This window comes from Streptomyces sp. NPDC057565 (assembly GCF_042801455.1).
GTDB lineage: Bacteria > Actinomycetota > Actinomycetes > Streptomycetales > Streptomycetaceae > Streptomyces > Streptomyces yanii.
On the sequence record NZ_JBHVFU010000036.1, the window covers coordinates 42,220 to 65,529 of the forward strand.

Below are 23,310 nucleotides of genomic sequence, written 5' to 3' on the forward strand. Positions count from 1 at the left end.
CGGTCCGAGCTGTCCGGAGTGTGCGGACGAAGCGCGGTGACCAAGGCGGACTCCTTGCGGCGCAGATCGGTCAGCGGCTGTTGGGAGCGGGCGGAATGGAGGCGGCACCGTCGTCGTCTCCTGTAGCGGACGCCGGGCTTGGAGGCAGCTGCATGCCGGGTTCGCGCAGGGTGCGGAACAGCAGCCAGCTCAGCACCGGCATCAGGACGAGCGGTGCCAGGGCGGTCTGCAGGGATGTGACGTCGGCGAGGCTGCCGAGGACGGGGCCGGCCAGGCCGCCGATGCTCACGGTGAGGCCGAGGGTGATCCCGCTGGCCGTGCCGATCCGTGAGGGCAGATAGTCCTGCCCGAGCGTGACCTGGAGCGAGAAGGGTACGTAGAGGCCGGCCGAAGTCAGCGCCACGAACAGGTAGATGGCCGGGCCCGGCACCCACACCACTCCCGCGACGGCCACCGCGCTGATCACGTAGGACCACCGGGAGACGGTCACTCGGTCCCAGCGGCCCGCAAGGGATCCGCCCAGCACTGAACCGATCGCGCCTCCGAGGTAGAGCACGGTCAGGGCCGCGGTGCCCGCGGTGGTTCCGCCGCCCGTGCGCTGCTGGGCGTACAGGGAGATGAAGGTGCTCAGACCGACGAACGCGATCGACCGGAACACCACGGCCAGGGACAGCCGTACGAAGGAGGCGATGTCGTCGCTCCCGGCCGGCATCGGCGCGTCGGCTCCGGTGACCTTCCTGTCCTGCAAGGTGCGTAGCACCGGCAGGCACATCGTGGCGCCGACGAGTGCCGGCACCACCAGCAGCGGCGTCCAGCGCAGTCCTCCGCCGGCCACGACGGCACCGACCATGAGCGGGGCCAGCGCGAAGCCGATGTTGCCGCCTGTGGAGAACACCCCCATCGCACTGTGGCTGCCCCGACTGGCGACGCGCGCGATGCGGGCGGATTCAGGGTGGTAGGCGGCCACACCGATCCCGGATATCGCCACGAATGCGAGGGTGAGTGCGTATGAGTCACTCATTCCGCTCAGTGCGATGCCGACACCGCCCAGCAGCGTGCTGGTCGGTAGCAACCAGGGCATCGCCCAGCGGTCGGTGAGCGCCCCGAACACCGGCTGCACCACCGAGGAGAGGACCGAGGCTGCCAGCACAACACCGGAGGCGACCGCATAGGTGTAGCCGCGTTCGGCGACGAAAAACGGCATCAGCGCTGCTACAGCACCTTGGTAGATGTCGACGCAGCCATGGCCGACGGACAGCAGGGTGATCGATGTGTTCCTTCGCACCCCATCATGGTCCGAGCCCGGGAGCCGTCGCACTTCCGGTAATCTGCCAAGTGATGACGGAAATCCGCCACGAGGCCATTGCTCCGACCCGCATCCAATGGCTGGCGCCCGGCCGTGCGATCGACGCCCATCGGCACGACGACCATCAGATCGTCTATGCCGGCCGGGGCGTGCTGGCCGTGACGACGAGTGAGGGTTCCTGGGTCGCCCCGGGCACCCGCGCCATCTGGGTGCCGGCCGGCACCGTCCACGCGCACCGGGCCCACGGCGAACTCGAACTGCACCTGGTCGGGCTGCCCGCCGCAGAGAACCCTCTCGGCCTCGGCGCACCGACCGTACTGGCCGTCGGCCCGCTGCTGCGCGAGCTGATCATCGCGTACACCCGTACCGAGGAAGACGGCAGCCCCGAACGGGCCCGGCTGCGCGCAGTACTGCTCGACCGGCTACGGGTCTCACCGCAACAGCCGCTGCACCTTCCCACCCCCACAGCCTCCTTGTTGCGCGCCGTGTGCGACATCCTGCAAGCCGATCCGAGCGACGACCGCACGCTCCCGGAGCTCGGCCGTGAGGTCGGAGCCAGCGATCGCACGCTGTCCCGGCTGTTCCGCAGCGACCTCGGCATGACCTTCCCGCAGTGGCGCACACAACTGCGCCTCCATCACGCGCTGGTCCTTCTGGCAGGCAGGATGCCGGTGACCGCGGTGGCACACCAGTGCGGCTGGTCATCCGCCAGCGCATTCATCGACGTCTTCCGCCGCGCCTTCGGCCACACCCCGGGCTCCCACCCAACGAGCTGACAGAAGAGAAGGCCCAGATGCGTGTTCGGGTGCAGTCCGTCCGCGCCGACCACGGGGTCGAAGGCGCGGCGCGTGCCGCTGTCGAAGATGACGTGGACGGTGTCCCCGTCGTCATCCAGTGTCACGATCGAGTTGTTGAATCGGAATTCGACCCGGCCCGGCAACGGCGTGCAGAGGGCCGGTCCGTCCAGTGCGGCTCCTGCTGGTCGCCGTCGGAACTCTGGTGGCCTACGGCACTGCTGGCCCGGCGGGAGCCATGGTGCGGCCTTCGTCATTGGCAGATCCCGCTACGAAAAGGATCGGCATCGCCTGGGCTTCTGCCCCAACGTGGATACGCAGCCGTAGCCGAAGGGCGCCGCCGTCACGCTATGGCAGGGGCACGCCACAGGTCGATGGGGATGGGGCGAACGGCCCGGCCTTCGTCGTCCAGAATCCAGCCCATCCGTTTGAAGTTCGCCAGTGTGAGCGACCGGTCGACCAATGTGATCTCCGGGAACCGCTCGACCAGGTACTCCTCCAGCCGCCGACTGTCCGGCACCGACCGCACCCAGCCGTTGACCACCAGGTTGTGCGCCGCGGAGATCGAGGCGCACATGCGCACCGACGGCATGCCGGACAGCGCGGAGCCCACTCTCGCCAGCGCGGCCGAAGGGACGTTCATCCGGTAGGTGACGAACACCGGGTAGTTGGACCGTGAGTGCGCGATCTCGCACCGTGGCACCAGCACGCCCGTACGTAGCAGCCGCGAGGTGCGCCGCCGTGCGGTGGACTCGCTCATCCCCGTACGCTGCGCCAGTTCCTGGTAGCCGAGCCGTCCGTCGCGGCCGAGCGCCAGCATCAGCGGGATGTCCTCGGGCGCGGGGGTGGGATCGGACTCCTGGACTGCCAGGTCGTCGCGGCCATCGTGCATGACCTGTCGCTGGTCGCGATCCAGCGCCCGCAGGTCCCAGCGGGACCCCTCTGTGAGCAGCTCGGTGACGATCTGACTGCGGGTGGCCAGCACCCCGTCCAGGCGGCCGATCACGTCGGTGAGGAGCCGGGAGAGCGCTGCCAGGTCCGAGACCAGCACGTTGAGCAGCAGGTCCTGCCGCCCCGAGGTGTGTTCCACGCTGGCCACCTGTGGTTGCTCCACCAGGCCGGCCACCACCGAGGACAACCGCGAGGGCATGCAGTCCACCTCGACGAACGCCACCACATGGTGCCGGGCGACGAAGTCACCGCCGTACGCGGTCACCCAGGCCAGCCCTGCCTTCCTCAGCCGCTCCCAGCGCCGGGCAGCGGTGACCGGGCTGATGCCCAGCGCCCGGCCGACCAGCGCCCAAGAGGCCCGCGGCGTGGTCTGCAGCGCGGTGACGAGCGCAAGGTCCGTCTCGTCCAGATCGGCGGAAAACTTCATGCGCACTATCTGAACGCCGGTTTGCTGCAAAAACAAGGCCCGATTGCCAGTGTGGGCCGATGCTGCTGCGATCCGATCTCGCCCCGCAACCAACGACGCGGGCTGGAACCCCTTCCGGAATCCGGAGCACGAACATGCCTCTTGCGCTGACACTTCTCGCGGTGCCCGTGGTGGCGCTACTGGCGGCCGTGTGGCTGCCCTTCGTGAACGGTCCCCAACTGTGGCTGGGATTGCCCTCGCTGCTGGTCTGGTCCGTCGGCTGGGTGCTGGCGCTGACCCCCGCGCTGGCCTACGTGGAGCGCTGCCGCCGCAACGCCACCGGCACCGGGGAGGAGCGCTGATGTCCGTCACACTGCTCGTCTGCATCCTCGGTATGGTCGCCATCGGAGCCCTCGGCCTGCTCGGCCGCCGTCGGCCCGCTGCCAGCCTGGAGGAGTGGAGCGTCGGGGGACGCAACTTCGGCGCGTTCACCACCTGGCTGCTACAGGCCGGCGAGATCTACACGACCTTCACCTTCCTCGGCCTCGCCGGACTCGCCTTCACCTCGGGTGTGGCCGTCACCTACGCACTGCCCTACCTGCCGCTCGCCTATGTCGGCCTGTACGCCATCGCGCCTGCCGTCTGGCGGATGGGACGCGACCGCGGCTACCTCACCCAGGGTGACTTCTTCGCCGACCGCTACGGAAGCCGCCTGTTCGGCGGGCTCACCTCCGTCCTCGGCGTGGTTTTCCTGCTGCCGTACCTGCAACTGCAGATCACCGGACTCGGCCTGGTCATCCAGCTGGCCACCGGCAACAAGGACGCCGGCACCCCCGCCATGATCGCGGCCTCGGTGTTGGTGGTCGCCTTCGTGCTGTGGTCCGGCATCCAGGGCATCGCCAAGGCGGCCTACCTCAAGGACGCCCTGATGGTCGTCGCGCTGCTGGTGCTGCTGGTGATGGTCCCCGCGCACTACAACGGCGGCATCAACCACCTCGGCGCCCAGCTGCGCGAGCACCACTCGGAGCTGCTGAGCGTGCCCGCCGGCGGGGCGTACGGCCAGGTGTGGTTCTTCACCGCCATGCTCACCAGCCTCATCAGCGTCCTTTTCCTGACGATGCCGCAGGGCTGGCCCCCTGTGTTGGCCGCCGGCAGCGAGCAGGCGCTGCGTAAGAACAGCATCTGGATACCGGTGTACGGCGCCACCCAGGCCATCCCGATGATCGTCGGCTTCACCGCGCTGACCACGCTCAGCGGCGCGGCCTCGCCCGCCGGCAACGGCGTCCTGCTGCAGCTGGCCTCCGGCGCGATGCCCGACTGGTTGCTCGGCGTGATCGCGGTGGCCGCAGCCGCGACCGCCATGGTGCCCTCGGCGGGCATCGTGCTCGGCATGTCCACCCTGGTCGCCCGCAATGTGCTGCGCCCGCGCGGCGCCCGTTCCGGGTTGCTGGTCAACCACGGCACGGTCCTCATCGCGGTCACCCTCGCATTGGTGCTCGGGATCACCCGCCCCGACGCGCTGGCCAACCTCCTGCTGCTCACGTACAGCGGCCTGGGACAGATGGCGCCCGCCACCGCCGCCGCGCTCACCCGCCGCCCGCTGCTGCGCTCCTGGTCGGCCGGCGCCGGCATCGTCGCCGGCGAGGCGGTACTGATCTGGCTGACCTTCGGTGGCTCCTACCACGGCGCCATCAGCACTGGACTGATCTCATTGGCCGTCAACGTCGTGGTCGCGGTCGCCGTGGAGCTGGTGCTGCGGGCCTGCAGCGGTGCACCCGCACTCCCGGACGAGCCGTCCGCCCCCTCATCCGCCTCCACCCCTGCCACAGTCTGAGGAGCACGCCATGACAACCCCAGCCGCCTTTCCGCAGTTCGCCTCCCCGGTGTCGGCCGCCGCATCGCACCGGTCGGAGAAGGTGCGGATCTTCCACGCCCGCGCGATCACCACCCTTGCCGGACCGCAGACCCAGGCCCTTGCCGTCCTGGCCGGCCGGATCGTTGCCACCGGTGGTCTGGCCGAGCTGTCCGCGACCTTTCCCGCCGCCGACCGCACCGACCTCGGCGACGGCCACGTCGTACCCGGCTTTCACGACGCGCATTGCCACCCCTCCTGTCTCGCCGAGACCAAGCTGCGTCTTCACCTGGGCAGCGGGGACACCTCCGTGCCGCCGCGCGAGCGCATCGCCGCCGCCGTCGCGACCGCCCCACCCGGCGGCTGGGTGACGGCCGAGGGCTACGACCCGCGCACCGACCCCGAGGGCCGACTCGACCGTGCCGCCCTGGACGCCCTCGCCCCGGGCCGTCCGGTGGTGGTCGTCCACTTCTCCTCCCACATGGCCGTCGCCAACTCGCCCGCACTGGAACTCGCCAGGTTCCGGGATGGCGACCCCACCCCGCCCGGTGGCGACCTGGGCCGGGACGCCACCGGGCGGTTGGACGGCTGGATGTACGAGCGGGCCTGGTTCGACGAGTGGTACCGGGCGGTCGGCGAACCCGAGTTCCTGCCCAGCCACAGCATCGAGGACCTCGTCGAGCCGCTGGCAGAGGTCTGCTCCGACCTGCACGCCACCGGTATCACCTCGTGGTGCGACGCCTTCGTCACCCCCAAGGAGTTGCGCCTGTACCAGCTCGCGTCCGAGCGCGGGCGGCTGACCGCCCGCGTCGGCATGCTGCTGTGGTACCGCTACCTCGACGAGCTGCGCCGGGCCGGGCTGCGCGCGGGCTTCGGCGACGAGTGGGTGCGGGTGGTCGGCGTCAAACTGATGGCCGACGGCGCGCTGGCGGGCGGCACCTGTCTGTGCAGCAGGCCGTATCGGGCGGAGACCGGCGGTGACAACGGCATCCAGGTGATGGGCGACGAGGAGTTGGCGGCCACGGTGGAGGCGGCGCACGCCGCCGGGCTGCGGGTCGGCGTCCACGCCAACGGCGATCTAGCGGTCGGCAAGGTGCTGGACGCCATCGAACGGGCACGCGCCCTGCACCCGCAGAACACGGTCAACCATCGGATCGAGCACTGCAGCATGGTGGACGACGCCCTGGTCGAACGGATCCGCCGCAGCGGGGCCACCCCGGTCCCGTTCGGCTCCTTCGTCTACGGGCACGGCGCCAAGCTCATCGGCTACTACGGCGACGAGCGCGCCGAACAGGCGTGCGCGCACCGCACCCTGCTGGACGCCGGTATCACTGTCGCGGGCTCCTCCGACTACCCGGCCGGACCGCTCAACCCGCTGCTCGCCGTCCAGACCATGGTTACCCGGCGCACCGCCGACGGCCGGGTGCTCGGCGCCGACCAGCGGCTGACGGTTGCTCAGGCGCTCGAGGTGTACACCGCCGGATCCGCTCACGCCACCGGCGAGTCCCACCTCAAGGGCCGCCTGGTACCGGGGATGCTCGCCGACTTCGTGGTGCTCGGCGCCAGTCCCTTCGACACCGACCCGGACGGTATCTCCGAGATCCCCGTCCGGTCCACCTGGGTCGGCGGCCGCCAGGTGTGGTCCGCCGATTCCTGAGGCCTGCGGCCTAAGGGCAGTCCCGTAATCCCTGGCGGGCGCACGACGACAGCTACGGCACGTCGCTGCATTGTCGGAACGCCCGAATACGCCCAGTATGAGGACGGCCCTCCGCCTTGCGATGCACCGCATCTGACGCCGCGACGGCTGAACACGCGGGTTGTGCTGCCCGCGGTGCGAGTCATCGATGTACTTCCTGCGGGGTTCCAGCAATGCGATACGGGTGTCGGCGCTTCGTGTGCGAGGTCGGGGCGCGGGTGCCGCCGCCGATGCCGGGGGTAGCACCCGCCCGGCATCGGCGGCGCACATCACATCTGCTGGAGCGGCCTCAGACGGGGCGGCCGCCCACGTTGATCTCCGCAGCGCCCGCGAAGGCGTTGCCTGCCTGGGAGTTGAGGCCCGTCAGGCGCACGTACCGCCCACGGACGGCATCGAACTCGGCGTTCTGCGGAGTGAGCGCCTCGGTGAAGGAGTTGTTGGCCGCCTCTTTCCACGTGGTGCCGTCGACGGACACCTCGATCCGGTAGTCCTTGATCCTGCCGTTGCGGGCGTTCTGCCGCTGCGTGTACTGCAGGCCCGTGACGTCGTACTGCTTGCCCAGGTCCAAGGTGATGTGGTGGGGGAAATCGGGGGACGCGCTGTACCACTGGGTGTGCCAGATCGTGTTGAGGTCTCCATCGATGGCGTTCGCGGCGGCGCCGTTCTCGCCGACGGTCTCCTGGCTGTCGACGTCGTGCACGCGGAGCGTGGACTGGTCGATCGGGTTCGGCAGCGGGCGCAACTCGGACGCGACCGACACCGTTTGGCGTGCCGAGCGGTCGCCCTGGACGGCGCTGATCGTGTGCGTGCCGTCGTAGGTCGCTGCCGGGACGACGCCGTGGCGGGCGAACCGGCCGGCCGCGTCGGCGCGCACCGTGTAGAGGGTCTTGTCGTCGATGCGGATGTCGACGTAGCCGAGCGCGAACCCGGTCAGCTTCAGCGGGACCCACGTTCCGGCCTTCACGTTCCGCGGGACCTCAAGTGTCGGGGTGGCGGCCGGAGCGTCGCGGTCCTCCGCGCGTGCGTCGGAGACCCGGACGCGGACGGACACCGGGTCGCCCACCGACGGGGTGAGCACACACGTCGTGTCCTGGGGGAACGCCGCCTTCACAGTGGCGGTGTAGAGGCCTGCGGCGTGCAGGGAGTCGCGTGCCTGGCTCTGGGTGAACGTCACCGGCAGGACCCGTTCCTCGCACTTCGCGGTCGCGGTCAGGGGCTTGGTGAGCGCGCTGGACGAGGCGGGGTCGCCGTCGGTCGCCACGGTGTCCGGAACGATTTCGGTGCCGTTCTCGGAGATCTTGGTGCCGGGTGCGGCGACGAGCCCCAGCTCGTGCCGGGTGGTGACTCCGTTCGGGGCGACCGCGTCGGTGCCGGCGACGGTGGCGGCCCACCGCGCTCCCGGGCTCTCGTAGAAGTTGGTGCCCGCCACGGTGAGGCGCGGGCCGAGCTGGGCGAGGCGGGAGGCGAAGTCGGCGACGTCCTTCTGAGCCTTGGGCGTCCAGCCGGTCTCCAGGATCGCGGCCGCCCGAGGCAGTGTCAGAAACTCCGCCTGGTCGCCGCCGCGCACGGTCTCCGACCACAGCGGGCCCTCGACGCCGAGCACGCCCGCCTCGGGGATACCGCCGGACACCGTCGTGGTCGGGTCCCAGTCGTAGTAGCGCTGGAAGTCGCAAGTGCCACCGCAGGCCCATGTCAGGCCGATCGGGGTGTCCTTGGTGTACTTCTGGTCCAGGTAGGAGCCGCCCGCGGCCGACACCACGGCCTTGCCGCCCTTGGCGATGAAGTCGCGTACCCAGTCACCGGAACCGACCCAGTACTGCACGACCGAGCCGTCCCAGAAGCCCGGTTTCTGGGACAGGCCGGCCTCGGCGTACTCCGTCCAGCCCATGGTCCCGACGCCCGACGCCGCCTTGATGCGGGGCACGGCGCGGGAGATGAAGTCGACGTAGCGGGTGTGGCCCATCGCGTGGGACTCGTCGCCACCGATGTGCACGTACGGGCCGCCGGTCATTTCGGCCAGTTGGTGGAAGACGTGCTCCACGAAGGTGTAGGTGAGGTCGTGCCGCTCGTCGAGGGCGGAATATCCCACGTTGCCGGTGCCGTTCCAGTCCACGACGCCGGTCTTGGGGTTGGGCGCGGGCAGGGACCGGTCGGTGTTGAGCTGCGGGATCGCGTGCAGGGCGGCATTGGTGTGACTGGGTATGTCGACCTCGGGGACGACGGTGACGAACCGGTCCCTGGCGTAGGCGACGATGTCACGGTACTGCTTCTGCGTGTAGTAGCCGGTGCGGCCCAACTCGCCCCGGTATCCCTGCTGGTTCATCGCGGTCGCGCCGGACTCGCGGTGCAGCGCGCTGTAGTCGATCGGGTCGCCCGTGGCCTTGCCGTCGTTGGTGATCTCGATCCGCCAGCCCTGGTCGTCGGCGAGGTGCAGGTGCAGCACGCTCATCTTCATCCGGGACAGCTTGTCGATGTAGCGCTTGACGGCGTCGACGTCCTGGAAGGACCGGGCCACGTCGAGCATGACGCCGCGATAGGAGAAGCGCGGCGCGTCTTCGATGTGCGTTGCGGGCACGCGCCAGTCGGTGACGACCGGAGTCCGTGACTCGGCCCAAGCGGGCAGCAGTTGACGCAGGCTCTGCACGCCGTTGAACGCGCCGTGGGCGGTGCGCGCGTTGATCGACACGACATCACTGTTGACGTCCAGGACGTACGACTCCGGGGTGGGCGCGGCGCCGTCGACGGTGTATCGCGCCGCCGGGTCCACCGTGATGTGTATGGCGTTGGATCCGCCGTGCGCGCGCACCGGCACCCGGAACCCGGTCGCGTCACGCAGCTCTCCCGCGAGCTGCGAGGCGACGCGAGCCGCCTCGCCGTCCGCGACGACGGCGAGTGAGGGTCGCAGGACGAACGGCGCCTTGCCGGCGTCCTGTTGGACGACGACCGGACGCGGGACGAGCGCGGTGTCCGGCGCGACGGACGCGCCCGACGCGGCGGGCTCGGCGACGGCCGACGGCGCGCCGGCCAGACCGGCCATGGCCATGAGGACCACCGCGAGCAGCAGACGCGGCCCACGAGGTCGGACGGGCACAGGACTCTTCTTTTTCCGCAACCGCACGGGGACTCCCTGAGGGGCAACCAACGATGCATGCACTTGCTTGAAGGGTCAGGCTTTCTTTCAGGTTCGAGCACCATAGCGCTGCGGCGTGAAGTGGTCTAGTCCCTTGCGCTGACTCCGGTACTGACCTGAACTCCCCGTCCGGGAGGGGCTGCTGCGATGACGAAGACCGGCGGAGCGCGAGCGGGCACAGCCCTCGCCGTCGGCGTGAGGCCGCCTCCACGGAGGCCGACGTGACACGCGCCTGGCCGGCCCCTGGGGCTGGCGAGTCCGCATGCCGAGGTGTCACGCGGCCGGCCTGCGGGTCCGACGGCTGGCTACTTACCGGCAGTCAGTAGGTACGCCTGCCGTATCTCCGTCGTCATGCCGCGCCTATTGCCCGCACGAAGATCACAGTGGCTGAGAGGTCCAAAAGATGGACGGCATGACCAGGATGTGGACTCGCAGCATTGGTCATCCCGTCCGGTGGCGTCGGTATTCCGAGGAATGACAGGCTCGATACTCCGCTCAGGAACGGAGCCAGATCAGGATCAGCAGCGCAGCGGCGGTCACGGTGCCCAGGTAGGCAGCCGAGGCCAGAGCAGTCTTGAGATTCGTTTCATCACCGGACTGAAGCCCCGCGCACGGCCAATGACCCGGTAGCACTGCACCGCGCCGGAGCGGGAGTGTGTGCAGGTCCGCAGGCAAAGTGTGGCTGCGGCGATCAGCCGTACATGCCCGCGGCCGCCCCCGATCGGGGGCGGCCGCCACAGGCTCTGTCGGAGTGATGGCCGACAGGTCAGGACACTGGATGCGTGTCCGTGTCCTGGCCGGCGGACGGCCCGTGAGCCGTGGTGCGCCGGCCAGTCCGTGCACTCAGTTGGTCGCGTCCGGCTTCACGATGTCGGGGAGCTTCGCCTCGAACAACTCATCGAGCTTCATCGAGGGCAGGATGTGTCCCTGGTTGGGGGCCTCGTTGGCGATGCTCGCGCCCCATGTGGACGCCGCGATACGCTGGTTGGGCGTGCCGTGGTGCCCGTTGCTGCTGAAGCTGCAGTCGCCTACCTGGTAGAAGGACTTGGCGGAGTCGAGCACCCGCTTGGTGTTGAGAGCCTCGCCGCGCGAGTGCGTGAGGAAGTACGTGCCGAACGCGTCCGCCATCAGCTCGGTGCGGCGGGTGGCCTCCGGCCCGGTCAGCGTGGTGTTGTCGAACAGGTTGTTCTCGTACTGCACGTGGTGGCCGAACTCGTGGCCGAGGATGGCGCGCGGAGCGGTGTCGCCCAGGCCGATGGCCTTCATGGCCTCCAGGATGCCGTCGCCCATGACGATGCGGTCGGAGATGCCCAGCGGCTGCGGGTCGCCCTTCTCGGAGTAGGCGAACGCGTTGAAGGTGAAGATCGGGTTGGCCCCGCCCTTCAGCACGGGCTCGGAGTCGACCAGCGAGATGAACAGCTCGGCCAGGTCGAGGTTGCTCTCGGGCGTGCCGCCGTACAGCACGGACAGGGTGCGGGCGAGCCGTTCCGGGGAGGAGTAGACGTCGGCGCCGTGCATCGGCATGAGCTGGATGTCGTCGGAGTAGATGTCCCAGAACGACTTGAGATCCTTGGCCTCGGACGTCAGCTGGTTGGTGTATTCACCGTTGACGCCGTAGGTGTTGGACTTGGACTCGCTGCCGAACAACAGCGCATCGTACGTGGGGAAGTCGAACCCGCCGAACAGGGAGAGGATGAAGATCGCGAAGGGGTCGTTGGCGCCGTCGAGCAGCGTGTTCGCATAGGCCGTCAGCTCGGTGCTCTGGCACTGGTAGTCGCCCGGGTTGATGACGCTGTTGAGGATGTCGGCCCACTGGCTGTCGCCCATGCCGTACTTGGTGTTGGCGGCCTGGAGGCGCGCCTGCCAGTCGGCCGGCAGCTTGGCCTGGATCTCATCGACGAGGGCCTTCGTCTTCGGGTCGAGCGAGGATGTGTCGATCGCGGAGCCGTAGGACGCGGAGCCGTAGGACGCGGCGGTGACGGCGGTGGCCGTCGTGCCGTCCGCGGCCGCTGCAGGCAGGGCGGTACCCAACGTGCAGGTGGCCGCGGTCACGAGGGTGACGGCCCAGGCGAAGGTCTTCTTCACGGTCAACTCCTTGGTGTGTTGAAGCCGACACGCCGGTCGTCCTTGTGGGACGGGAGAGGCGGTCGGAGTGCCATGGGGCAAGAGTTTGCAAGGAATACGCTTTCCGGAGAAGTCGTCTGTGCTGTCGGAATCCGGCATGGCAGGAAGGTGACAGATGCGATGCCACACATCGCCGTACACCCTCCACGTGACGACCCCTGACTTGACGAAACGTCACTCCGTATAACGCCCCTACCGGATGGGTAGTCGCTATGTGCACACGACCTCCACATGGAGTAAATCGCATATGCGTGCAATGATTCGAATATGCATCCACTTCGGGTCATAGGTCTCACCGCGACGGCCGAGGACATCTACCTCGCGCTCGTCCAGCGCGGCCCGGCGCCTCCGGCCGGGCTGGCAAGCACCCTGCGCGTGACCCCGGACGCCGTCCGCGCGGCCGCCGACGAACTCACCGGACTGGGCCTATTGGAACCAGACGGGGAACAGCTCGTCGCCCGCCCCCCGCGGGCAGCGCTCGATGCCCTCGCGGAGATCCGCGCGAAGGAACTCGGCACCCTGCGCGACAGCGCCGACGAACTCGCCCGGTTCTGGCGCGACCACCACGCCGAAGGTCCGGGATACATCGAGATAGTCCGGACGGAGGCGGCCCGTGACGCGCTCGCCCGGCGCGTGCAGGACGAGGCGGTGTACCAGGTCCGTGCTCTCTCGATCGGCCCCACCGGCCGTCTCGCCGCACCCGCGCAGGTGGCGCCCGGCTGCCTGGAGGCACTCGCGCGTGGCGTCGCGTACTCAGTGGTCTACGGCGCCCAGGTGCTGCGTGACCCGCTGGCCCGGGAGGCCATCCAGACCTGCGTCAACCTCGGTGAACGCGCCCGCGTCTTCCCCAACGTCGCGTTGAACCTGATGATCTGTGACGACCGCTTCGCCGTCGTCACCGCACCGGCGCGTGACCACCAGCGACGCCACTACATCGCCGTGCAGCGATCGGCCCTGCTCGACGGACTCGTCGGCGTGTTCGAGTCGTACTGGCAGATGGCCGTTCCGCTCCCCATCAGCCACGAGTCCATGGACGACGCCGGCGCTTCCCCCACCGACGACGCCCGGCAGCTTCTCACCTACCTCAGCGGCGGACTCACCGATGAGTCCATCGCCCGTGAACTCGGCGTCAGCGAACGGACAGTGGCCCGCCGCATCGCCCGCCTCCAGGAAGTCCTGGGCGCACAGACCCGCTTCCAACTCGGCGTCCAGGCCAGCCGCCGCGGCTGGCTCTGAGCGCGGAGCCCCAAGTGAACGGGGAAGTACCGGCTCGCCGGGCCGCACCTCCTCGCTTCCCGCCCCGACGGCGGCCCCGGTCGGGCTGCGCGACAAGGCACTGGCGCTCACCGGCTTCCACCACGCTTCCCGGGCCGGCGCCACGTCCTGACCGCCGCAGCGGTCACTTCCGCACCCAACCGCCAGAACCAGCCCAGGTCCCCAGGATGCAGTTGCATCGGCGCCCCGTCGTACTGCCACTCCCGCAGTACGCCCACAGCCTCGCTCAGCCCGTCGACTCCCGGCTTGCCCAACACAGTCTCCATCCCCCCGATCACACATCACGGGACCGATAGTCCGCACCCGGTTTCCGACCGTCGGGCGTGGTGCGGTTTTGGGGACTCGGGAAGGCAGCCGATGGTCGAAGAGACACGGAGTGGCCCAGGGCCGGGGTGCCACGCCCGCCACGGGGTGCCGCTCGGCGGGTTGATGGTGACGTTGAGGCCCGCCGGCCGCCGCGGCGGTTGGGCCGTCGTCCCCATGGACGGGGAGATCGAGGCCGAGATCATCCGTCTGCGCGATCGGCACGGACCAGCGTCCTCGACACCCCAGGTCCCTGCCCAGCAGCGCGCCTTGGACGCGTCCTTGCTCCGGCGTCTGGAGGCCGCGACGGCCCGTAACCGCCAACTTGAGTCGGAAGCACGAGAGCTGAGGGACCAGCTCGCCCGCGCGCTGGGCCGGCAGCGCGCCGCCGCAGTCACCTCTTCGGCTGTGCAGGTGAATACGGAGAGCGGGTGTCGTTGAGTCTCGATCGGTACCGGGAGATGTCGGCGAGAACCGAGAGGACCGTGTCGGCGTGTTGGTGATCAGCGGCATAGTCCGGGCCGCGGATCTGAGAGCGGAGTTGGGGCTGTGACGGAAGTAGCGAAGGATGTCGGGTCGGAGACCGATGGTCCGAGCCTCTGGCGTCAGCGGGATTTCATGCTGCTGTGGAGCGGCCAGACGGTCAGTGAGATGGGCTCGGCGGTCACCCAGGTCGCTTTGCCTCTGGTTGCGGTCGTCGCGCTCAAGGCGAGCACGTTCCAGGTCGGGCTGCTGACCGCTGCCACCACGGCAGCGTTCGCGCTGATCGCGCTGCCCGCGGGCGCGCTCGTGGACCGCGGATCCAAACGTTCCATCATGATTGTCTGCAACATCCTCCGCCTGCTGATCATCGGCTCGGTACCGCTGGCGGCTGTCCTCGGCTCCCTGACGATGGCGCAGCTCTACGTCGTCGCTGTCGCAGCCGGTGTGTGCACGGTGTTCTTCGACGTCTCGTACCAGAGTTATGTGCCGTCGCTGATCCGCGCCGATCTCCGGATGGACGCCAACGGCAAGCTGGGCACCACCCAGGCGTTCGCGCAGCTCGGGGGACCCAGCCTGGGCGGGGGACTGGTCGCGGCGTTCGGCGCCGCAGGGGCGATGACCGCCGACGCGATCTCCTACGCGGTCTCGGTCTTCTCGATATCCGGAATCAGGACGCGCGAGGAGCCGCCGCCCGCGCGGCGCGAGGGCGAGACATTGCGGAGCCAGATCGCCGAGGGATTGAGATTCGTCGTCGGGCACAAGATATTGCGGAGGGTCGTGGCGTGCACGGGCACCGCGAACCTGTTCGGCGGCATGAGTTCGGCGCTGGCGATGATTTTCCTCGTCCGGGTGCTGCACGTGCGTCCCGGGCTGATCGGGCTGGTCGTGGCGGGCTCGGCTGTCGGCGGGATCGCCGGGGGAGTGTTCGCCGGTCGGCTCGCCAAGAAGATCGGCTCGGCGCGGATCATCTGGGTGTCGATGCTGGTGTTCAGCGCGCCGCAGGTCATCGCGGCGGCCGCTTGGCGAGGCTGGGGGGTGCTGCTGTTCCCGGTTGGCTGGGGCATCACGTACTTCTCCGCGATGGTGTACAACGTCGCGCAGCTCAGCTACCGGCAATCGGTGACACCGCCGGAGCTGATGGGCCGGATGAACGCGGCCGTCCGCTGGATCGTGTGGGGCACGCTGCCGTTCGGCAGCATCCTCGGCGGAGTACTTGGCACACTGATTGGGGTGCGGCCCGCACTCTGGCTGGCGTTCATCGGTTCCTGGGCGGCCGGCTGGTTCGTGTTCTGCTCCCCGCTCCGCCACATGCGCGATGTTCCCCAGCCCGAGCCTGCTCCCGGTGTTGCGCGTTGATGGTGCGCGTGGGGTCGGCCCGAAGCATCGGGTGCTCTCGCCGCCGAGCGACAGGTGCTCTCACGGCTCACGCATAAAGCGACCTCTTCGAGCGTAAGGAGTCGCACCGGCCACCGGCCGGTGAAGACCATCGGCCCCTGCTGATCGACTCCGCCAGCGACATCAGTCACCACGCAGAGGTCCCGGTCACAGCCCTTTCCTGGCCTGCGACCGAAGATGGGCTTCGGGGTGCAGATGTGCGCCGTCCGGTACGTCGGCCAGTTTCTGGTGGACGTGCCGTGGTCGGTCATCGAGCATCTGGCCGAGCAGCTGCGGATCGAGGAAGTTTTGGCCTTGCCGATGGGCTCGGACACGACACGCACGCCCGAGGCCCGTCCGGCCAAGAGTCGGGCAGGTCGCCGTCGCGGCCGCTGATGCCGAACTCGGTTGCCGCGGCGGGTTGCAGACGGGTGTAGTCGGCCACGTAGGCGTCGCAGATCTCGTGTACGCCGACGGCCGGTGACGTCGCGCCGTCCATGGTCCCGTCCCCAGGTCAGGAATCCGGTTCGAGAACTGTGGATGCCGCGCGGCGGCGCGGCAGACAGAGCTGGGCGGACAGCAGCCCGACCACGCCGACCAGGGCCCACAGCGCTCATGGGCCGATCGCGTACACGGCACCACCGATGAGCGGTCCGGCGCCCGTACCGGTCGTGTACGCGACGCCGTGCAACCCCTGGTAACGCCCGACCATCCGCGGCGGAGCCAGACTTCCCAGGTAAGCCTGGGAGATGGAGCTGGTCATCACCTCGCCGAGCGTCCAAACCAGCACCGTCGCCGACAGCAGGACCATGCCGGTCATGAACCCGGTCAGCGCGAGACCGACACCGATGATCAGGTTGCCGATGGCCAGTACGTACTCCGGCCGGTACCGGGAGACCGCACCCGTGACGGGCAGCTCGAGAACCAACACCAGCAGACCGTTGAGCCCGATGAGGAGACCGAAGTCGCGCTCGTTCAGACCCACGTTGCTGACGTGCAGGGGCAGGCCGACGGTGGACTGGATGCAGACGAACTCGGCGAACACGGTCATCAGCAGGAATCGCACCAGGGTGCGGTCGGCGGCGGTGGACTCCTAGAGGCCGTCGTCCGCTCGGGGCATGCGCCCGCCGGACGCGGGGAGTCGGGAATGACCTCACCGTCCCGCAGTAATCCTGCTTCGAACTCCTCGACGAACAGCACGGCCTGTCCAACGCCGACCTCGCCCACGGCACCTTCGTCACTCGGCAGTCCGCCAACGTCGTCCTTCGCGGCCTCAAAGACGCCGGCCTCATCACCCGTCCCACCAGTACCGACCACGGCCGCGCCCTGCCCGTCCATCTCACCCCCGCAGGACAACAGTGCCTGCATGCGGCCCGCACCGCCGTCTACGCCATCGAGGAACGCATGATCAATGCCATCCCCCACAAACGTCTCGCAGCACTGCTCGCCGACATCGACACCATGGCCAAAGCCCTCAGCGAACCCACGGATGGCTGATGCTCCACCGCCGCTCGGTCCGCGACTGTGAGGCCCTGACCGCATGACTCCGCACTCGGCGGTGGGGCCGAGTGCGGAGTCGCAGGGCGGTGTCAGCTGGTGCGGTTGTAGATCGCCGTGCCGGGGCAGGCGGTGATGCCGGAGCGGGTGGCGCAGCCGGTGTACTGGCCGGAGCCGTTCCACCAGGTCCAGCCGCCGATGGTGCGGCCGTGCAGCCACGTGTACTGGCCGACGTAGTTGGCGTCGTACGTGCGCAGGCTCCAGTGCACATGGGCTCCGGTCGCGGAACCGCCGGCGCAGGTGTCGGTGCCGGTGGTTCCGAGCAGGGCGCTGCTGGGGACCCACGTACCGTTGTAGTAGGTCGCGTTCCACATGTGGTAGTAGTCCGTCGAGAAACCGCCGGGGTGGATCACCCTGGTCCAGCCGCCGCCGGCGCCGCACATCGAGGTCGCCGTACCTTCACGGGACGAACGGACCCGGCTGCTGGCGTTACCACCGGCGAAGTCGAGGCTGCTCCAGTAGCCGGTCGCGCCGTCGCTGGAGTGCGGGCCACCGGTCAGGGTCATGTAGTAGTCGGGCATCCAGGGCAGCAGCAGCCCGTTGGTGTTGGCCAAGGTCCCTATCGACGATGCCTGCTTCTGCGGCGTCGCCTCGTGCTGCGCGTATGCCGTCATGGTCTGCCGCTCCGCCTTGCCGACCAGCGGGGACTCGGCCGCGTAGTCGGCGAATTCGCGGTCGCCTTCGAGGCCTGAGACCCAGCGCCCGTCCTTGCGGTGGGCGATGTAGAGCCAGCCTTCCGGCTGGCCGTGGTGCGTGCGCGGCGCTTCGACGTACGCGACGCCACGGGCCCAGTCGCGCGAGACGGCGCGGACGTCGACGACCACCTTGCGGCCCTCGTCGGCGAGCTTGCTGACGGCGGCCTTCGGGGTGAGGCTCTTGGCGTCGTGGGACCGGGACAGGACGTCTGTGGAGATGGCGTCCATCAGCGCTTTGCGGCCGGTGCCGAGGCGGTCGGCGACCGCGGCCGGCATCTTCACGGTGACCCCGGCGGACGGCGACTGGGCGGCGGCCACCGCGGTCGGGGTCGCGGCCGAATGTCGGGAGGTCGCCGTCGCCGCGGGCGCGGTGGTGAGCAGCCCGGTGACGGCGAGGGCGGCGATGGTGGTTCTCACGAACAGTTTGGAAAGCATGGGCGGTATCCCTTCTGCATAAGAGGGCGTGCCGGGCGGACAGATGGCGAGAGCGTGGTGGACCGCGGCCACGCCGTACGAGACGTTGAGGCTGAACCACTCCGGGCGGGTACTTCTCTTTCCGGAACTTGACAGGCCGGTTGTGTACGTCAGTTGGTCTGGGGCGTGTCGCGCTCTGACCCGCCCTTGTAACGGGGCGCGTGAGTTTCGACGAGATGGATTCATCCGTGTTTGCGCAGCCGTCCAAGCAGCCACGGAAGCGTTCTTCCGGCGTGTTTGTTCAGGTCATGGTGCTGCGGTGATTCTTCTCGGCGTACGGCCCCGGCTCGTCTGCGCCACTTGTGGTTCTGCCACGCAGAGGGTCTCCGGGTGGGGCGGGTGGAGACAGACGGCCGGTTTCGGCGCGGGTGGGGTCAGAGGCCGCAGCTGGGGGCCGACCAGTACCGGCCGGTGCCGCCCGCGACGTGGACGTGGTCGTCGTGGCCCGGGTAGCCCGGCCCCAGGATCTGGGTGAAGCCGTGTTCGCGGGCCTCGAAGGCCAGGGCGCAGAAGCCCTGGGAGCCGGCGCTCATGTCGGCCGCGAGGCCGTACATGTGGAGGCTGTCGGAGGCGCCGCCGACCGCGTCGTTGCAGGCGTGGCTACGGAAGCCGTCGTTGATGCCGATCGGCCTGTCGCCCATCGCGTGCCGCAGGGCCTGCAGTTTCCACATGGTGACCAGGACGTTGGCCTTGACCGTGCCCGCGTCGACCTGGCCGTCCGACCAGTCGGAGTTGCACTGGTTGAGTTCCGACCAGTCGAAGTTGGCCGGGGAGCAGTCGCTCTTCTGGAGTTCGTAGATCTTGCCGAAGGTGATCGGGCCCGCGATGCCGTCGGCCTCCAGGCCGTAGGCCGCCTGGAAGCGCTGTACCGCGGCTCTCGTGGCCGGGCCGAACTCACCGTCCAGGGCGAGCTCGCCGCCGAATCCCGGGTAGCCGGCGACCCTGATCTGGAGCTGTCGTACGTCCTCGCCGGAGGCTCCCTCGCTGAGGGACCTGTCCCAGGTGAAGCAGGCATTGGCGGATGCGACGCCGGCGGATGCCGAGGCGGGCGCTGGGGACGGTGCGGGGCTCGCGGACGCGGACGTGGACGCGGCGAGCAGCAGGCCGGCGCCGGCCAGGGCGGACGCGAGCAGCAGGGATGAACGCGATGTCATGTGGGGGCCTCTGTTCGGAGGACGACACGGTCAGGGGCGCAGCCTCGCGAGTCGGCCGAACTGTTGTCAATGTCCAGTCAAAAAATGGCGTGGTCGGAAGCTGCCGGGCCATGCCGGCGTTGACGCGGTGGCGGGGCGGCGGCGGGGGCTACGGGCCGGCGTTCACGCAGGTGCTCGCGGTAGGAATCGGCAAGGCCTGCACGGTACTTGGAAACGTGGAGCATCCGCTCGGGCTTCTGGGCGCGGGCGAAGCGTTTGACGGTGTTCAAGGCCCTGGTCTCGTACCGGCTACGGCGAACGGACATGCCAAGGACGGCAGCCGGCCCGTTCGACTCCACCGTCGTCCGGGCCCACCGGCACGCCGCCGGAGCGCTCAAAGACGAGGTCGTAGTTGAGCCGGCCGAATACCCCCCGTCGCGCCAGGCGGCGTAGCAGGGGTAGACGGTGCCGTGGTTCGGGAAGTCGTGCGGGAGGTATTTCCAGGGGATCCCGTGCGGTTCACGTGGAGGATCGCATTGAATGCGTTGCGCAGATCGACGGCTGCATCCGTAGGCCGATGGGACATCCGTCGGGGCCAACGCCGCGTACCCGTACGCGGCGCGCCACCGCTTCGTGAGAAGCTCGTCAGTTCCCTTGGACGGCAAAAGGAAAAGGCAAGGAGGACTCTCTCCTTGCCACTCTCAACGTATAGCGCGTTGGGGGGCTTGCCGCAAGACCCGGGTCACGGCGCAGAATCGACGGCCGATGCCACAACCTGCGGAAATGGGGGCACGACGTGCGTGTGTTGTTTTCGACGTATGGGGGACGCGGTGACGTCGAACCAGTGGTGGGACCGGCAGTGCAGGTGCGGGTGCTCGGCGCGGAGGTACTGGGGTGCGCGCCGGCCGACTCATCGGAGGGGACGCAACCAGGGATGAGGACCTGCTCGACAAGAGGTTCGACAAAGTGGGAGGCGCCGGTGATTCGATCGGCCACCGCAGTGCAACAGAGCACGGCTGCCTCGGAGGTATCGCAATGATTGAGCAGTACGTGTTGGATCTTCAAGAGGTTGACGACATGCAGGTCGCGGTCGTTGGCGGCAAGGGCGCGCACCTGGGCGGGCTGTCGCGGATCGAAGGCATCCGCGTGCCGGCCGGCTTTTGCGTGACGACGGACGCCTTCCGGCGGATCATGGCGGAAGCGCCGTCGATCGACGATCGACTCGATCAGTTGTCGCGCTTGAACCCGGACGACCGGGAGGCGATCCGCACGCTCAGCGCGCAGATTCGTCGGACCATCGAAGGCATTGCCATCCCGGGCGATCTCGCGGCGGCGATCACCCGCGCGCTCGCCCAGTTCGGCGAGCAAGCCGCCTACGCCGTCCGATCCAGCGCGACGGCAGAGGACCTGCCGACGGCCTCCTTTGCCGGCCAGCAGGACACGTACCTGAACGTCGTGGGGCCGACGGCGATCCTCCAGCACGTCAGCCGGTGCTGGGCCTCGCTGTTCACCGAGCGGGCCGTGACCTACCGCCAGCGGAACGGCATCGACCACCGTACGGTCCACATGGCCGTGGTCGTGCAGCAGATGGTCTTCCCGCATGCGGCCGGCATCCTGTTCACGGCCGACCCTGTCACGGGCAACCGGAAGGTCGCCACCGTGGACGCCGGCTTCGGCCTCGGCGAGGCCCTGGTCTCCGGCCTGGTGAACCCGGACGTCTTCAAGGTGCGACACGGCGAAGTCGTCGCCAAGGCGATCGCCGCCAAACAACATGCCGTTCACGCCCTGCCGGCCGGCGGTACGCAGGAAGTGGCGATCGACTCGCAGTGGTGGGAGCAGCCGGCGCTGACGGATGCGCAGGTCGTGCGGCTCGTGCAGCTCGGGCGGCGGATCGAAGCGCACTTCGGCCGCCCGCAGGACATCGAATGGTGCCTGGTCGATGATGACTTCCGGATCGTTCAGAGCCGGCCGATCACGACGCTGTTCCCCATTCCCGAGACCGGCGACCAGGAGAATCACGTCTACGTCTCCGTTGGTCATGGGCAGATGATGACCGACCCCATGAAGCCCCTGGGCCTCTCCGTGTGGCAGCTGACGGCCATGGTCCCGATGCACGAGGCCGGCGGGAGGCTGTTCGTCGACGTCACCCGGCGCCTGGCCTCGCCCGCGAGCCGCTCCGGGCTCCTGGACGTCATGGGGAGAGGCGATCCGCTGATCAGGGACGCTCTGGAGACCGTCCTCGACCGCGACGATTTCGTCCCGTCGCTCCCGGACGCGGGTCCCGGCGGGCCGCCGGCCGGCAGTGCGTCCGCCCCGATCGAGACCGATCCGGCCATCGTCACCGAGCTGATCGAGCGCAGCCAGGTGTCCATCGCCGCCCTGGAGCGCGACATCCGGACGAAGACGGGACCGGCACTGTTCGACTTCCTGCTGGAGGCCTTCGAGGAGCACAAGCGAGTCCTCAGTGATCCGCTGAACCTTCAGGCGATCATGGCGGGGATGGAGGCCACGTGGTGGCTCAACGACAAGCTGCAGGAGTGGCTGGGCGAGAGGAACGCGGCTGACACGCTCACGCTGTCCGCCCCCGACAACGTCACGTCGGAGATGGGACTGGCGCTGCTCGACGTCGCGGACGTGATCCGCCCGCATCCGGAGGTGGTGGCGTTCCTGCAGGGCGTCGAGGACGAGGGCTTCCTGGACGAGCTGGCGAAGCTCGCGGGCGGGACCGAAGCGCGCGACGCCATGGAGGCCTACCTCGACCGGTACGGCATGCGCTGCGTCGGCGAGATCGACATCACGAGGCCGCGTTGGCGCGAGCGTCCCACCACGCTCGTGCCCGCGATCCTCGACAACGTCAGGAACTTCGAGCCGGGCGCCGCCGAGCAGCGCTTCGAGCAAGGGCGGCAGAAGGCGCAGAAGAAGGAACAGGACGTGCTGTCACGCTTGCGGGCCCTGCCGGACGGGGACCAGAAAGCCGACGAGGCCAAGCGGATGATCGACCGGGTCCGAACCTTCATCGGATACCGGGAGCACCCGAAGTACGGCATCGTCAGCCGCTCCTACGTCTACAAGCAGGCCCTGCTGGAAGAGGCCGAGCGCCTCGTGCAGGGCAACGTGCTTCCTGAGAAGGAGGACATCTTCTACCTCACGTTCCAGGAACTCCACGACGTCGTGCGCTCGAACCAGGTGGATGACCAGCTTGTCCGGCAGCGCAAGGACGCGTTCCGGTCGTACCACGCGCTCACACCGCCCCGGGTGCTCACATCGGATGGTGAGGCCGTCACCGGGGCGTACCGGCGCGACGACGTGCCGGCCGGCGCCCTGATCGGCCTACCGGTTTCCACCGGGAGCATCGAGGGAAGGGCCCGCGTCATCCTTGACATGGCGGAGGCCGATCTCGAAGCGGGCGACATCCTGGTCACGACCTTCACGGACCCCAGCTGGTCGCCGCTGTTCGTCGGAATCGCGGGCCTGGTGACGGAGGTGGGCGGCCTGATGACCCATGGCGCAGTGATCGCCCGGGAGTACGGCTTGCCGGCCGTCGTGGGCGTGGAGCAGGCCACCCGGCTGATCCGGGACGGGCAGCGGATCCGCGTGCACGGAACCGACGGGTACGTCGAGATCCTGCCTTGACCGACCACACCGAGAAGCCCCATCCGTAGCTTCCGTCCAAACAACGCCAAGCAGTTGATGACCCCTCGTGAAAGCCCGAGGCTGAACTTGAACTCGTGATGCCGGCGCTGGGGGCGCGTGGCAC

15 protein-coding genes and 3 pseudogenes are annotated in these 23,310 nt (G+C 68.9%); 9 read left to right on the top strand and 9 right to left on the bottom strand.

Translation table 11 applies throughout. From position 1 onward, the window contains the following. Positions 1–70: 70 nt before the first annotated feature. Positions 71–1,285, bottom strand: a complete 1,215-nt coding sequence (locus ACFU8W_RS36575; RefSeq protein ID WP_384046933.1) for an MFS transporter — start codon at positions 1,283–1,285, stop codon at positions 71–73. A 53-nt stretch (positions 1,286–1,338) separates the two neighbouring features. Between ACFU8W_RS36575 and ACFU8W_RS36580 the strand changes: the two genes are divergently transcribed. After that, positions 1,339–2,082, top strand: a complete 744-nt coding sequence (locus ACFU8W_RS36580) for an AraC family transcriptional regulator (protein ID WP_384046936.1) — start codon at positions 1,339–1,341, stop codon at positions 2,080–2,082. Positions 2,083–2,443: 361 nt separating this feature from the next. On the opposite strand, the gene ACFU8W_RS36585 is transcribed toward ACFU8W_RS36580, so the two are convergent. Beyond that, positions 2,444–3,478, bottom strand: coding sequence for an Lrp/AsnC family transcriptional regulator (locus tag ACFU8W_RS36585; protein WP_384046939.1), 1,035 nt, complete (start codon positions 3,476–3,478; stop codon positions 2,444–2,446). Between the two features lie 134 nt (positions 3,479–3,612). Here ACFU8W_RS36585 and ACFU8W_RS36590 point away from each other — a divergent pair, with 134 nt between their 5' ends. The 3 genes from ACFU8W_RS36590 to ACFU8W_RS36600 are packed head-to-tail and all read left to right on the top strand — an operon-like array spanning position 3,613 to position 6,966. Continuing rightward, positions 3,613–3,819 carry a hypothetical protein gene (locus tag ACFU8W_RS36590; protein WP_384046942.1) on the top strand — a complete coding sequence of 69 codons (207 nt, stop codon included), beginning with the start codon at positions 3,613–3,615 and terminating at the stop codon, positions 3,817–3,819. After that, positions 3,819–5,291, top strand: a complete 1,473-nt coding sequence (locus ACFU8W_RS36595; protein ID WP_384046944.1) for a sodium:solute symporter — start codon at positions 3,819–3,821, stop codon at positions 5,289–5,291. Before ACFU8W_RS36590 ends, ACFU8W_RS36595 begins: the two co-directional genes overlap by 1 nt. 10 nt (positions 5,292–5,301) lie before the next feature. Next, positions 5,302–6,966, top strand: a complete 1,665-nt coding sequence (locus tag ACFU8W_RS36600) for an amidohydrolase (protein WP_384046947.1) — start codon at positions 5,302–5,304, stop codon at positions 6,964–6,966. Between the two features lie 328 nt (positions 6,967–7,294). Here the strand turns inward: ACFU8W_RS36600 and ACFU8W_RS36605 are convergent, their stop codons facing one another. Beyond that, positions 7,295–10,096: a family 20 glycosylhydrolase gene (locus tag ACFU8W_RS36605; protein ID WP_384046950.1), complete on the bottom strand. Its 2,802-nt coding sequence runs from the start codon at positions 10,094–10,096 to the stop codon at positions 7,295–7,297. An 882-nt stretch (positions 10,097–10,978) separates the two neighbouring features. After that, entirely contained in the window at positions 10,979–12,220 is a 1,242-nt protein-coding gene (locus tag ACFU8W_RS36610) for a hypothetical protein (protein WP_384046953.1), read from the bottom strand. Between the two features lie 306 nt (positions 12,221–12,526). Here ACFU8W_RS36610 and ACFU8W_RS36615 point away from each other — a divergent pair, with 306 nt between their 5' ends. Further along, entirely contained in the window at positions 12,527–13,495 is a 969-nt protein-coding gene (locus ACFU8W_RS36615; protein WP_384046956.1) for a LuxR C-terminal-related transcriptional regulator, read from the top strand. Between the two features lie 125 nt (positions 13,496–13,620). Here the strand turns inward: ACFU8W_RS36615 and ACFU8W_RS36620 are convergent. Next, positions 13,621–13,800, bottom strand: a pseudogene (locus tag ACFU8W_RS36620) (GNAT family N-acetyltransferase); the annotation flags it as partial. Positions 13,801–14,386: 586 nt separating this feature from the next. On the opposite strand from ACFU8W_RS36620, the gene ACFU8W_RS36625 reads away from it, so the two are divergent. After that, entirely contained in the window at positions 14,387–15,676 is a 1,290-nt protein-coding gene (locus ACFU8W_RS36625; RefSeq protein ID WP_384046958.1) for an MFS transporter, read from the top strand. A gap of 216 nt (positions 15,677–15,892) precedes the next feature. Continuing rightward, entirely contained in the window at positions 15,893–16,090 is a 198-nt protein-coding gene (locus ACFU8W_RS36630) for a DUF4158 domain-containing protein (RefSeq protein ID WP_384046961.1), read from the top strand. Positions 16,091–16,307: 217 nt separating this feature from the next. On the opposite strand, the gene ACFU8W_RS36635 is transcribed toward ACFU8W_RS36630, so the two are convergent. Continuing rightward, positions 16,308–16,745, bottom strand: a complete 438-nt coding sequence (locus ACFU8W_RS36635; RefSeq protein ID WP_384046963.1) for an MFS transporter — start codon at positions 16,743–16,745, stop codon at positions 16,308–16,310. Positions 16,746–16,846: 101 nt separating this feature from the next. On the opposite strand from ACFU8W_RS36635, the pseudogene ACFU8W_RS36640 reads away from it, so the two are divergent. Then, positions 16,847–17,191 (top strand): annotated as a pseudogene (locus ACFU8W_RS36640) (MarR family winged helix-turn-helix transcriptional regulator); the annotation flags it as partial. Positions 17,192–17,283: 92 nt separating this feature from the next. Here ACFU8W_RS36640 and ACFU8W_RS36645 read toward each other — a convergent pair. The 3 genes and pseudogenes from ACFU8W_RS36645 to ACFU8W_RS36655 all read right to left on the bottom strand — a co-directional run. Continuing rightward, a complete protein-coding gene (locus ACFU8W_RS36645; protein WP_384046966.1) occupies positions 17,284–18,381 on the bottom strand; it encodes a M23 family peptidase in 1,098 nt (365 codons plus the stop codon). Positions 18,382–18,794: 413 nt separating this feature from the next. Then, positions 18,795–19,574: a D-Ala-D-Ala carboxypeptidase family metallohydrolase gene (locus tag ACFU8W_RS36650; RefSeq protein ID WP_384046969.1), complete on the bottom strand. Its 780-nt coding sequence runs from the start codon at positions 19,572–19,574 to the stop codon at positions 18,795–18,797. 381 nt (positions 19,575–19,955) lie between these two features. Continuing rightward, positions 19,956–20,142 (bottom strand): annotated as a pseudogene (locus ACFU8W_RS36655) (transposase); the annotation flags it as partial. A gap of 446 nt (positions 20,143–20,588) precedes the next feature. Between ACFU8W_RS36655 and rph the strand changes: the two are divergent. Then, positions 20,589–23,186 carry a rifamycin-inactivating phosphotransferase gene (gene rph / locus ACFU8W_RS36660; protein ID WP_384046976.1) on the top strand — a complete coding sequence of 866 codons (2,598 nt, stop codon included), beginning with the start codon at positions 20,589–20,591 and terminating at the stop codon, positions 23,184–23,186. Positions 23,187–23,310: the final 124 nt, after the last annotated feature.

What these genes read in the sequence shown, in the direction of transcription:
- ACFU8W_RS36635 (WP_384046963.1), bottom strand. Translation starts at nt 16,745, where the DNA reads ATGACCGTGTTCGCCGAGTTCGTCTGCATCCAGTCCACCGTCGGCCTG.
- ACFU8W_RS36595 (WP_384046944.1), top strand. Translation starts at nt 3,819, where the DNA reads ATGTCCGTCACACTGCTCGTCTGCATCCTCGGTATGGTCGCCATCGGA.
- ACFU8W_RS36600 (WP_384046947.1), top strand. Translation starts at nt 5,302, where the DNA reads ATGACAACCCCAGCCGCCTTTCCGCAGTTCGCCTCCCCGGTGTCGGCC.
- ACFU8W_RS36630 (WP_384046961.1), top strand. Translation starts at nt 15,893, where the DNA reads ATGGGCTTCGGGGTGCAGATGTGCGCCGTCCGGTACGTCGGCCAGTTT.
- ACFU8W_RS36585 (WP_384046939.1), bottom strand. Translation starts at nt 3,478, where the DNA reads ATGAAGTTTTCCGCCGATCTGGACGAGACGGACCTTGCGCTCGTCACC.
- ACFU8W_RS36580 (WP_384046936.1), top strand. Translation starts at nt 1,339, where the DNA reads ATGACGGAAATCCGCCACGAGGCCATTGCTCCGACCCGCATCCAATGG.
- ACFU8W_RS36615 (WP_384046956.1), top strand. Translation starts at nt 12,527, where the DNA reads ATGCATCCACTTCGGGTCATAGGTCTCACCGCGACGGCCGAGGACATC.
- ACFU8W_RS36590 (WP_384046942.1), top strand. Translation starts at nt 3,613, where the DNA reads ATGCCTCTTGCGCTGACACTTCTCGCGGTGCCCGTGGTGGCGCTACTG.
- ACFU8W_RS36650 (WP_384046969.1), bottom strand. Translation starts at nt 19,574, where the DNA reads ATGACATCGCGTTCATCCCTGCTGCTCGCGTCCGCCCTGGCCGGCGCC.
- ACFU8W_RS36645 (WP_384046966.1), bottom strand. Translation starts at nt 18,381, where the DNA reads ATGCTTTCCAAACTGTTCGTGAGAACCACCATCGCCGCCCTCGCCGTC.
- rph (WP_384046976.1), top strand. Translation starts at nt 20,589, where the DNA reads ATGATTGAGCAGTACGTGTTGGATCTTCAAGAGGTTGACGACATGCAG.